Origin of the sequence: Candidatus Jettenia sp. AMX1, from assembly GCF_030263775.1 — a bacterium.
Taxonomy (GTDB): Bacteria; Planctomycetota; Brocadiia; order Brocadiales; family Brocadiaceae; genus Jettenia; species Jettenia caeni.
Genome location: NZ_SZPP01000014.1, coordinates 103,642 through 114,506, shown reverse-complemented (window position 1 = coordinate 114,506; position 10,865 = coordinate 103,642). Strand labels below are relative to the sequence as shown.

10 protein-coding genes, 1 tRNA gene and 1 pseudogene are annotated in these 10,865 nt (G+C 36.9%); 4 read left to right on the top strand and 8 right to left on the bottom strand.

Annotation, left to right across the window (positions count from 1 at the left end; all coding sequences use genetic code 11):
- The first annotated feature begins 365 nt into the window (after positions 1-365).
- Both FBQ94_RS05435 and nadC read left to right on the top strand, forming a co-directional pair.
- Complete coding sequence (locus FBQ94_RS05435; protein ID WP_007220917.1) at positions 366-1,214, top strand: 3-hydroxyacyl-CoA dehydrogenase family protein; 849 nt, start codon at positions 366-368, stop codon at positions 1,212-1,214.
- A 133-nt stretch (positions 1,215-1,347) separates the two neighbouring features.
- Positions 1,348-2,253, top strand: a complete 906-nt coding sequence (gene nadC / locus FBQ94_RS05430) for a carboxylating nicotinate-nucleotide diphosphorylase (protein WP_007220918.1) — start codon at positions 1,348-1,350, stop codon at positions 2,251-2,253.
- Between the two features lie 136 nt (positions 2,254-2,389).
- On the opposite strand, the gene purD is transcribed toward nadC, so the two are convergent.
- Positions 2,390-3,667 (bottom strand): phosphoribosylamine--glycine ligase, encoded by a 1,278-nt coding sequence (purD, locus tag FBQ94_RS05425; protein WP_007220919.1) that lies wholly within the window; start codon positions 3,665-3,667, stop codon positions 2,390-2,392.
- Positions 3,668-3,876: 209 nt separating this feature from the next.
- On the opposite strand from purD, the gene FBQ94_RS05420 reads away from it, so the two are divergent.
- Positions 3,877-3,953, top strand: a tRNA-Met gene (locus FBQ94_RS05420).
- 6 nt (positions 3,954-3,959) lie between these two features.
- Here FBQ94_RS05420 and FBQ94_RS05415 read toward each other — a convergent pair.
- The 6 genes from FBQ94_RS05415 to FBQ94_RS05390 all read right to left on the bottom strand — a co-directional run bounded on the left by FBQ94_RS05415 (position 3,960) and on the right by FBQ94_RS05390 (position 9,751).
- A complete protein-coding gene (locus tag FBQ94_RS05415; protein WP_007220920.1) occupies positions 3,960-5,039 on the bottom strand; it encodes a tyrosine-type recombinase/integrase in 1,080 nt (359 codons plus the stop codon).
- Positions 5,026-5,367, bottom strand: coding sequence for a helix-turn-helix domain-containing protein (locus FBQ94_RS05410; RefSeq protein WP_007220921.1), 342 nt, complete (start codon positions 5,365-5,367; stop codon positions 5,026-5,028). The genes FBQ94_RS05415 and FBQ94_RS05410 overlap by 14 nt, the downstream gene beginning before the upstream one ends.
- A gap of 146 nt (positions 5,368-5,513) precedes the next feature.
- Positions 5,514-5,861: a hypothetical protein gene (locus FBQ94_RS05405; RefSeq protein ID WP_007220922.1), complete on the bottom strand. Its 348-nt coding sequence runs from the start codon at positions 5,859-5,861 to the stop codon at positions 5,514-5,516.
- Entirely contained in the window at positions 5,858-7,636 is a 1,779-nt protein-coding gene (locus FBQ94_RS05400; protein WP_007220923.1) for a bifunctional DNA primase/helicase, read from the bottom strand. Before FBQ94_RS05400 ends, FBQ94_RS05405 begins: the two co-directional genes overlap by 4 nt.
- Positions 7,637-7,658: 22 nt before the next feature.
- Positions 7,659-8,405: a phage replication protein O gene (locus FBQ94_RS05395; RefSeq protein WP_007220924.1), complete on the bottom strand. Its 747-nt coding sequence runs from the start codon at positions 8,403-8,405 to the stop codon at positions 7,659-7,661.
- A gap of 482 nt (positions 8,406-8,887) precedes the next feature.
- Positions 8,888-9,751 (bottom strand): hypothetical protein, encoded by an 864-nt coding sequence (locus tag FBQ94_RS05390; protein WP_007220926.1) that lies wholly within the window; start codon positions 9,749-9,751, stop codon positions 8,888-8,890.
- A gap of 220 nt (positions 9,752-9,971) precedes the next feature.
- Here FBQ94_RS05390 and FBQ94_RS05385 point away from each other — a divergent pair.
- Positions 9,972-10,353 (top strand): annotated as a pseudogene (locus tag FBQ94_RS05385) (transposase); the annotation flags it as partial.
- A 145-nt stretch (positions 10,354-10,498) separates the two neighbouring features.
- Here the strand turns inward: FBQ94_RS05385 and FBQ94_RS05380 are convergent.
- Positions 10,499-10,819 carry a hypothetical protein gene (locus FBQ94_RS05380; RefSeq protein ID WP_040543565.1) on the bottom strand — a complete coding sequence of 107 codons (321 nt, stop codon included), beginning with the start codon at positions 10,817-10,819 and terminating at the stop codon, positions 10,499-10,501.
- Positions 10,820-10,865: the final 46 nt, after the last annotated feature.

The window sequence follows — 10,865 nt, the reverse complement described above, 5'->3', positions numbered from 1 at the left end:
TGGTACTGGCGAAAGCCGGGAGAGTAGGTCACTGCCGGAATTACTCACTCAAAGCCCATCCCCTTAACCTCATCACCTGGATGGGCTTTGCTTTTTTACTTATTGCACCCTTTTTATGGGAAAATACGTAGAACTTATCTTACCTGTATCATCCATTCTTAATGTTCTTCCTTAAACACAGGTTACCTCTATGAAGTTTATTGAGTTACAGCCTTTTGATATCTAATCTTGTGTTCGTCGCTATTTTATCCTAGTCTTATAGAATTAATACATGCTTACTAAGATAAAGCTTATAAATCGAGCAATTGATATATTCAGGCTTTTAATAGCCTCTTTATCACGAAAAGAAATCCGAGTAAAAAATTATGAATATACAAAAAATAGGAATAATAGGCGCTGGAACGATGGGAGGTAGTATAGCCCAAGTAATAGCACAAAGCGGTTATGAGGTAGTACTTGAAGATATAAAAGAGGAATATGTGAGAGCGGGATTTGCAAAAATAAAAGACAGATTGGAAAAAAAGGTAGGCGCAGGAAAGCTTGAAAGCAAGGAGAGAGATAGAGCACTTTCAAATATAAAAACCGTTCAAAAATTGGAAGATTGTAAAGATGTGGATCTTATCATTGAGACTGTGACAGAAAAAGAAGATGTCAAAAAACAAATTTTTAGGGAATTGGATATCCTGTGCGATGAAGAAGCAATTTTTACTACAAACACCTCGTCTATTTCCATAACAAGACTTGCCAGTACTACTGGAAGACCTGAACGCTTTGCTGGTATGCGTTTTATGAACCCCGCTTATGGTATGAAACTTATAGAAGTAGTTCGGGGATTGCATACCTCTGAGGAAACCATCGGTATACTTATAGCTGTTTCTGAGATAATAGGAAAGACACCTGTTGTTGTTCAGGATTTTCCGGGTTTTGTCTCAAACCGTGTACTCATGTCCATGATAAACGATGCAATTTACTGCCTGCAGGAAGGAGTTACTTCCAGGGAAAATATCGATACCATCATGAGACTCGGGGCAAACCATCCTATGGGGCCACTTGAACTTGCGGATTTCATTGGCTTAGATACTTGCCTGATTATACTTGAGATGCTTTATACAGACTTAGGAGGAAGATATCGGCCTTGTCCAATGCTCAAAAAAATGGTGGCAGGTGGAAAACTTGGGAAGAAAAGCGGGGAAGGATTTTATGAATACAGATAATACATTATCAAAGAAGCTATGGGAAAATGGGGTTTCAGAAATTGCCCTAGGCTTGCACACCATCACAATAACAGCTATTCTCTGACATATACTTCGGGCAAAGATACCTAAAATTTTTCATGTACGAAAATATATGGATTTTAACCTGAAATTAGAAAAGATAGATACCCTTATTCAATTAGCTATTCAGGAGGATATCGGAACAGGGGATATTACAACAGAGAACCTTATTCCGGACAATCTCTTTGTAGAGGGAGTATTTATTGCAAAAGAAAATGGAACTATAGCTGGATTGCCGGTTATTGAATACTTTTTTTCGAAACTTGATAAAAATGTTCTTTTTAGACATTGGGTTAAGGATGGTATTTCCGTTAATAAAGGTGAAACCATTGCTACGATAAGCGGTAGTGCGAAGACATTGCTTTCTGGTGAGCGCATAGCTTTGAATTTCCTCCAAAGGCTTTCGGGAATTGCAACACATACGGCACAATTTGTTGAACGTATAAAGCCGCTAAAAACTCCTATCATGGACACGAGGAAAACCATCCCTGGCTGGAGATATTTGGAAAAGTATGCAGTTGTAATGGGTGGCGGAGTGAATCATAGGATAGGTCTCTATGATCAGGTGCTTATTAAAGATAATCATCTTGATATTATGAAAAATAGATTATTCCTTGATCTTTCCACAGACAGCATTATTGAAAGGTCTGTATCTTTAGTACGGCGAAAAGTAAAACAAGGGATTTTGATTGAAGTAGAGACAAGAACACCAAAAGAGGTGAGAGATGCCCTTGGGGCGCGAGCGGATATAATCTTGTTTGATAATATGAATATTGAACAATTGAAAGAGGCAGTAAAGATAGTGAAAGATTGGAAATCTGCCGGAGGTACACATTTGCCCGTTACAGAGGCATCTGGAAATATTACTTTGGAAACTGTACACCTTGTGGCTCAAACGGGTGTGGACAGGATCTCTGCTGGCGCGATTACGCATTCAGCAAAGGCAATGGACATTTCACTCGATATGTCTAACTACTAAATAAAATAAAAGAGATATTTTACGATACTCCGGAGTTTATTTACTTTGGATAAACCGAAGAGCCTTATTGAAGATATTTTTTGTTCTTCAGAATAAATAAAACCAATAAATAGGTAAATTGCAGTATTGATTTTAGTCAGCTTTTTCGGTACATAGCCTTTGCCCCGATATCTCTTCTGTAATGTGCCCCCTCAAAGGTTATATTTTGAATAGCACGGTAGACAGTCTTCTGCGCCTCCTGGATATCCTTTCCGATCGCTGTTACACCAAGAACACGTCCACCGTTGGTTACAATCTTTCCATCCTTTGTAGCGGTTCCTGCATGAAGAACCTGGACGTTATCAAGTTCCCTGACTGTTTCAAGTCCCGAAATTTCAAATCCCTTTTCATATTTATCTGGGTAACCCTTAGAGGTCATAACAACACAAATAGAAACACCCTTATTCCATTCAATTTCTATATTCTCTAGGGTATTTGTTGCAGTTGATAAGAGAAGCGGAACTAAATCGGTCTTCATCCGCATGAGAAGAACCTGAGTTTCAGGGTCGCCAAACCTGGCATTAAACTCAAGGACCTTTGGCCCGGTGCTGGTAATCATTAATCCTGCGTAAAGAACACCTTTGTATGGCCGATTCTCTCTCTTCATGGCATGCACAATGGGTACGAGGATATTTTCCTCTATATAAAACTGTAGCTCACGGGTAATTATTGGTACAGGTGAATATGCGCCCATCCCGCCGGTATTGGGTCCTTTATCTCCATCGTTAACCGCTTTATGGTCTTGTACTGATGAGAGAGGAAGAATCGTTATTCCATCGGTAAGAGCAAGGATTGATACTTCTTCTCCTGAAAGGAATTCCTCAATAATAACTTTATCCCCTGCGGGCCCAAAAATCTTATTTTCCAGGATATCATCTGTACATTTATTTGCTTCTTCCAATGTCTTGCATACAAATACACCTTTTCCTTTGGCCAACCCATCAACTTTAACAATCAAAGGAAACTCGCACATCGATACATGTTTTTTTGCTTGTGTTGAATCTTCGAATACCTTAAAGTCTGCTGTTGGAATACCGTGTTTTTTCATAAGATTTTTTGAGAAGACCTTACTTCCCTCAATAATCGATGCACGCTTATTAGGTCCAAATATTGTGAGGTTTCCCTCGTTAAATCTATCTACGATACCCGCTACCAGAGGGTCTTCCGGGCCAACAACGGTCAAATCTATTTTTTGTTTGAGTGCGAAACTATAAAGACCTTCTATATTTTCCACTCCGATATCTACACATTCAGCAATTTCCGCAATTCCGGGATTTCCTGGTGCGCAGAATATTTTTTTTACCATGGGTGATTGCGCAATCTTCCATGCAAGGGCATGTTCTCTTCCCCCGCTTCCGATAATCAATATTTCCATCTGATTTACCACCTTAATTATTTCTTAAACAAATCTACATTTTTAATCTTTAAATTGTACAAAATGTTTTATGAAAATAAAAACTTTTTATTCTTTAATAGATTGGTATTGACTCTGTAGTATATTATAGTTACAATGATTACGTTCTTATCGTATTAGGCACATTTATAGAAAGTATACGTAAAAACTAATTTTTGCATAGTGATGGACGCGGGGTAGAGCAGTCTGGTAGCTCGTCGGGCTCATAACCCGGAGGCCGTGGGTTCAAATCCCACCCCCGCTACCAGTAAAATCAAGGGATTACGGCTATCGCCGTAATCCCTTTTTTATGAGATTGTGCTAAATTTGTGCTAAAATTATTCTGCACCTTATCTAATATCTCAACTCCACTTCTTAAACTCTCAGCATAATGATGCGCATATCGCATAACCATTGATATAGACTTCCATCTGCCAAGTCTCTGAACAGCGTAAACATCGACTCCATTCTGAATGAGCCTTGTTGCAAAGGTGTGCCGTAAATCGTGAAATCTGAATTTCTCAATACCTGCTTTTTTTACTGCTAGCCTGAAAGATCTATCTAAGTTATCAGGACCGATCTTATTGCCATTGTTGTTATAAAAGACAAAATCATTCTTGATCGATCTTATTTTATTCCTTGCCATGAGAATTTCTATGGCCTTTTCATTGAGGGGCAGGGTATCCTTGCATTTGTTTTTTTGTTCGAGGATAGTAAAGGTCTTTCTCTCTAAATCCACTCTATCCCACACCAGATCTATGAGCTCACCCCGTCTTAATCCTGTATTCAGGCAAAAAAGTATTATCTCTTGTAACCAATAGGGAGATGTTTCTAGTAATCTTTTTTCTTCTTCAAAGGTAAGCCATCTCTCAATTTGATTGCTTACCTTTTCCTTGGATACCTTACTTACGGGATTATCATTAACCCATTCCCACTCTTTTATTGCGAGATTAAAAGCATGTCCCATGAGAATTAACTCATTGTTGACCGTTTTTGGTGCGGCACATTCTTTTATTCGCTCAATCTTATAAGCATATATATCCTTTGGAGCAATCTTATTAAGCTTATAATGTCCAAAGTATCTGTTTAAATGGGCTACCAAACTTTTATCCCGCATATAAGTCTTAGGAGCCTTTTTAGGAGAGTATTCTAAAAGATATTTGTCCATCATCTCCTCAAAGGTATTATCTTCATGTTGATTGACCTCAAACCATTTACCCTCTGCTATTTTGGTCATAACCTTGCAATAGATCTTTTCAGCTAACTTTTTTTCCGTTACTGTAGGCCTTCTTATTTGTTTACCATTATAGCTAAACCTCATCCACCAGATATTGCCACGTCTATAAAGTCCCATTTTCTTTTCTCTCCTTTCCGAGACCTTGACTTTGGCCTGGTTTCCCGTTGGCTGAATTATAACCCTTGCCTGTAGCATCATCAATAGCGTTTTTAACGATTCTATCTATGTCATTACTATGTGCCTTTGTTGCCTTTTTTAAGGTCTTACGTGAAGTATCTGGTAAAGCTTTTGATTGTATTATCCATTTTTCAATTTCTTCTATATCAAATCGCCAAAGACCATTAAGTTTGTAAGACGGTAGTAAGCCATTCTTTGCCCAGGAATAGAGAGTTGATTCTTTTACATTTAGAAATTCAGCTATTTCTTGTATTTTTAAAAGCCTCATCGTGTTTAACCCTGCACTTTTATGTGAAGATTCTGACATTAATATTTTAATACATTTGATTTCAACTAATTAAAAACCCCTAAAGTTCTTAATTCGTAAAGTCAGTTGAAAAAATTGTTTAGATTTCTAAATTCTTTATTCATTTGCTAATTAGGTATGAATTTTAAGATAAGATTTGTCGAAGCCTCCTCTGCTTGTTTCTTCGGCAATCCACCATCAAATTCCATTATTCCTGCTCGTTCCTCAAATAATTCTTTTAGGTGTCCATTAAAACCAGTAACCCTTCCATCGAACATTTCCAAAACCTTCTCAACTATGCTTTTTGTATTTTGAGCGTATTCCTGATTTTTACATTTTACCTCTTTAATTTTGTATTCAGTTAAAAACCGGCTAGCTTTTTCTTCAGCAAGCTCAATTATTTGTCCCTGATGAAGGTTTATGATACCAACTTCTTTTGTTTTGATGGAAAATGGTATCATCACTCTGTATTTCATACTTCTATTCCTAGCTCATCCAAATTCACAAAATTTGCTGTTTCCCATGAATACTTTTTATTTCTTGTTTCTGACTCATCTGGCTGATAAAATCGCTTAGAATCAAAATCGTACTTTAGACCGAACTCAACATCTTGTTTCCCTCTAAATCTGTTCTTGAAAACTTGTACTAATGTATCGAAACCAGCATATTTCTCTAAATATCCATCAGTATTTTTTTCTTCCATATTGAAACGATGTATGCCTATAACGTTATCAGCTCGATCTGTTATATTTCCTGAACCAGCAATATCCATTTTGTTGAGCATGCCAACTGTCTTCCTTGGATGTGCTACCAGATGAACATGCACATTGTATCGTTTTGTAAATTCAACCAATTTCCCAACAAAGATACTTTGCGATTGGTAATAATTATCACTCTTAATTCCATCACAACCAGTAGTCATAAGATTATCAATTAAGAATACCTTACAATCGTAGCGCCTGGCTGCAATCTCGCATAAATCCAATATCTTCATTGGCTCATTTGTTGTATAACTATCATAAACATAAAACATATCCTTGTACCAATTCTCCAATTTTGATATTACTTCAGCTTTAACTTTTGCGATGTCGTGATTCTCTACATAATCATAAAAGAAATCGAGGTTTTCGGGTCCTACCATCTGTAAGTGGATCCATTCCTTGAATAAATGCAAGGTTAGTTCACCGCTGTATGCAAAAACTGGAAAGTCCTGATCTATTGACTCTACTAACATCTGACCTAAGAGCGTCGATTTTCCGCTTGAATTAAAACCAGTCCACACCGTTAACTCACCCATCCTGAAACCACCCAAAATCATATCAAGCTTCTTAATGTTAGACTGAACCCTTTCAATTTGGCTGTAATCAAGCTTAGTAACATCGGCCAATCTTTTTATGCCTGCAACGGGAACCTCTCTTGCTGTTTCGACGGCTTTTCGAACACTTTCTGTACCTTCTTTCATGAGATGTTCATTGGCATCTTTGTATGGGCTATTGACAATAAAGCATCGAAATTGGCCTAGTCGAAGGATAAGTTTATCTACCATTTTCTTTCCTGCTTCATCATTATCACCCCAGATTTTTATTTTCTTAAATTGGTTAAGCCACTCCCAACAATTCTCTATACAAGAGAGATCCTCTGCACCACTTGGTACACTGATAGCATTTTTTATGTTACATTCATCAAGTGCAAGTGCATCAGGCTCTCCTTCGACAATGACTAATGGATATTGTGGATCGCACAAGTCCATCCCCCAGAATACAGGCTTACCTCCTTCTTCTCGCCAATGTTTCGGTTCCTTTTGTGGTGTTCTATACTTTACTAAGACCAATTTCCCCTCTTCGCGATATAAGAATGCAATGGCACCGTTACACTCTGATACTTCTCTTCTCTCTAAAGTTTGCTGTGATATCCCACGTTTCTTAAAGTATTCCCCTATTGTTTGTCCAAATGGTGTTAATGCTGTTTTGGGCATTATATACGCTTTGGGTTTTTTATAATTTCTTTGAGAATTAACCTCATTTCTGTCTGCTTCTTCTCCAAATTTCTCGCATAATTGACGGAAAGTCCCTTTTTTGTCGCAATTGTTTAACCGTTTACAATTGAAAGTCCTTTTTGTTACGTTAAGAGCGAATTTATATTTTTCGTTTTTTGGTCCACCTTTGCAAAATGGGCAGTACTCCGGTATGATCTCATCGCCATGAGTTTTATAGGGTTGTAGGTATTTATTAGCAAATTCTTCAATGTTCATACATAGTTCCTTTCGTAAAAATTTAAATTAACTCCATTCCCGTTGAGCTTAGCTCACAATTTCGACCCACCGGTGGACTGCTATGCATTTTCGAAGCCAGCGTATCGTAATGCTTTTGAAGGCTCCCTGTAGACAGTATGTTATGGCACCAGAAATGATCTTGCTGGCACCATTCAATTACCTTCTCAATTTCTTCACTTGTTCTATTATCCCTTCTAATCATCAAGGCTATGTCTTTTGCCCATTCTTGTATGTCCGGTTTCTTGAAGTTAGGTAAGCGGTTTAGGATATGCTTTAATAAAAGATTCACTAGTCGGATTTCATTAGAATCCAACGGAAAGGTTTCTTTTGTAATAGTTTCTTTTGTATTATTTCTATTGTAGGTTACATTTTCGCTAACGTTTGATTTACATTTTTGTAAATGATTGTTTGCTTTTTTGTTAATCGTTAGCTTTTTTGTTAATGGCTTCCAGGAACTGTAATCCTTATTAATTCGGTAACTATTGATAGGTGGAATAGCTTTTTTGTAAATAATCCTCATAGATTCAAGTAGTCTTATTGCTCTCACCACAGATGGTTTTAGAAGCCCTGTTGCTAGATGAAACTGTGATAGGGCAATTTTATCTTCTTCTTTCCCGAAACCCCATGTTTTCCTGATAATAACATCCAGCACTTGTCTTGCTTCTCCAGGTATTCTTATTCTTGCCAATGCCTCCAAAATATCATTTTCCAGGCGGGTGAAACCTTTTACGCATTTAGCTCTAGACATGTACCTATTCCTTGATTCCTAGTAACTTGAGAATATAATCGATGCTATTCACAATAGTGTTAAAGTTCGCTTTGTATAATTGATTTGAAATATTATGTATTTCCCTTTTGTTAGCCCTATGCCATTCACAGGGCCTGTGTTTCTTTTAAATTTTTCAAAAAGGCGTGAATTGTGTTTCTGAGTGTCTCCGAATTCGATTTCTCTAATTTTCTACTTACCTCAACTAACTCTAGATGTATCCGAATTGGTATTAATCCCTGTATGAACTTATATCCCTCTTTTGACTTCATTTCCTTTATCCTAAAAAAAATCCCTTAAGACCGAGACACTTGACTCAGTCTTAAGGGATTATTAGGAATTAATGAATTAATGTAAATGTATTTTTACCTTACCACAACCTTACCTTATTCTGGAATTCCTGTATTTTCAAGGTGAACATCACTGTTCTTGTTAGATCATAATAAGATTCTGGGTAAGGTTCGCTACCACTTTATTTCCACGGTTAGACAGTAAACTCCTTTCCCATTGCTTGCAATTATTACATTATCTTGTTTCATTCCAAAATTATTACGCCATTTTGTATTAAATTTACATACAAACGTATCAAAATCACCTCTTTCAGCATCACGGATTTTTTTATACCCCTCACAATCCACATCGTAAAATTTTTTAAGTAGCCATGCAATAGGCCTTTGTTCTTTATTTAATGCTTTTAAAATACTGATCGTTTTTTTTCCTTTTAATGACATCTTTTTACCGTTAAAAACTAAACAGTTCTTTGATTTATCATAAGCAAAAATAGGTTTGCTCTGTACTTTTTTTAACTCCTCAGCATATCCTAACACCTCTTCAGCAATAACTAGATCGGCTTCTAATGAACTACGATTAGCATCCATACCAAGTCCGTTCGATTCGATATTTTGATAGTCTCTCAACACCTTATGGGCCCAGCTGATTGCATACAGTGTCACAATTCCGTAGTCAGTAATCTGCACGACTTCTGAAACAGACTGTTTATTCTTTTTTACTAAGAATATTACTTCTCTACATTTGTCGGGAATTGTAATCTCTATGTTTGATATAAAAAGGTTATTCATAGACCCAAAAGAAAGAATTTCATATTTCAAGTTATACATAATAATATCTTTCCATATTTTTTGGATTAATTCTGCTTTATGGGATTGGTCTCCTTTGATCGAATGCTCCAAAATTTTTCGTGAATCTTCAATTATCTGAATTGCTCTTTTTGTTAAATTGGAACGCTTAAAGCGGCAAGGTATTTCACCGGATAGTGGCAACCATGAAGAGCCCAAATATTCGGCTAGGTTGCACGAAAGGCGTGTCATTGATCACCTCACTTTCTTTTCTTGTAATAAAACCATCTCCTCTGTCTATGAGAATTGAAGGGAGAGGTAGTAGAGATTGATTTTTCTAAGTCGATATCCTATACCTTAATTGTTACATTCAATAGTCTAACACAAGATTGGATCGAATAAAATACGGATTAATCACAGTTATATAGTTTAGGTTCTTTTCACAGTTAGTTGTAAAAAGCAAAGGACTTTTAATGGCGGATTAAAGGTATACGGAGAGGGTGAATGGAAGGTCAGATAGCAGGGATATACCAAGCGGAAAACGTGGAGAAAGATCCATCTTGGAATTACTCCCTATGGGGAATTGAAAGCTATAGAGTTAACGAAAAATAGCATAAGTGATGATGAAGCAGCAAGTAAGCTTCTCAGTCAAGAGGAATCAAGTATTGATACCTTTGTTGGTGATGGCTCTTATGATAAACGGAGAGTATATGATAGCTGCAAAGACCGAGAGATTGCCACAATTGTCATTCCTCTCTCGGAATAATGCTAATATCTAGCAGTATGGCAATCGTGATGCAAAGCCTCATCCAAGAGGTAGGAATCTGAGACAAATCGGAACTACTTCAACGAAGACAAATGTATATCTAAAACTGACGCTAGAAACGTTAGGAACTATGAACAACTATATTGTAGATGGCTTAATTAGTACTGAAAGAGCGAAATATTAAAAATTCTTAAGTTCTTGATATTAGGCTGGTTTCCTGTTTTACCTTAAGATTAAGGTATTGTTGGCGTTATATCAATTCCATTCATTTCAATGAATTCTATCTTTTGGATTAATTTTAGCACAAAATTAGTACAAATTATGACATAAGAATTAGTTAAAACACTTATTCTCGAACAGCCTGGAAAGATTCTCCCCCCGTTCTTTCTCCAAAAAAACGAAAAAAGCTTGCAATCTCTTCGTTTTTGTTTTACCATCTCCCCCAAGCTAAATAAGCAATTTCCTATCATTTTTTCAGGGATATGCGGGAACTGTTGGATTTGAGGATTGAAAATATATTCACCGCCGGTGGGAGCGACAACAAGTTCTTCCAAATTTCTGTCCAGCTTGAGCGAGAGTTTAGGCTGAACTCCGGAAATG

Excerpts from the sequence above, each read along its gene's own strand:
- FBQ94_RS05435 (WP_007220917.1), top strand. The coding sequence starts at position 366 with ATGAATATACAAAAAATAGGAATAATAGGCGCTGGAACGATGGGAGGT.
- nadC (WP_007220918.1), top strand. The coding sequence starts at position 1,348 with ATGGATTTTAACCTGAAATTAGAAAAGATAGATACCCTTATTCAATTA.
- purD (WP_007220919.1), bottom strand. The coding sequence starts at position 3,667 with ATGGAAATATTGATTATCGGAAGCGGGGGAAGAGAACATGCCCTTGCA.
- FBQ94_RS05415 (WP_007220920.1), bottom strand. The coding sequence starts at position 5,039 with ATGGGACTTTATAGACGTGGCAATATCTGGTGGATGAGGTTTAGCTAT.
- FBQ94_RS05410 (WP_007220921.1), bottom strand. The coding sequence starts at position 5,367 with ATGAGGCTTTTAAAAATACAAGAAATAGCTGAATTTCTAAATGTAAAA.
- FBQ94_RS05405 (WP_007220922.1), bottom strand. The coding sequence starts at position 5,861 with ATGAAATACAGAGTGATGATACCATTTTCCATCAAAACAAAAGAAGTT.
- FBQ94_RS05400 (WP_007220923.1), bottom strand. The coding sequence starts at position 7,636 with ATGAACATTGAAGAATTTGCTAATAAATACCTACAACCCTATAAAACT.
- FBQ94_RS05395 (WP_007220924.1), bottom strand. The coding sequence starts at position 8,405 with ATGTCTAGAGCTAAATGCGTAAAAGGTTTCACCCGCCTGGAAAATGAT.
- FBQ94_RS05390 (WP_007220926.1), bottom strand. The coding sequence starts at position 9,751 with ATGACACGCCTTTCGTGCAACCTAGCCGAATATTTGGGCTCTTCATGG.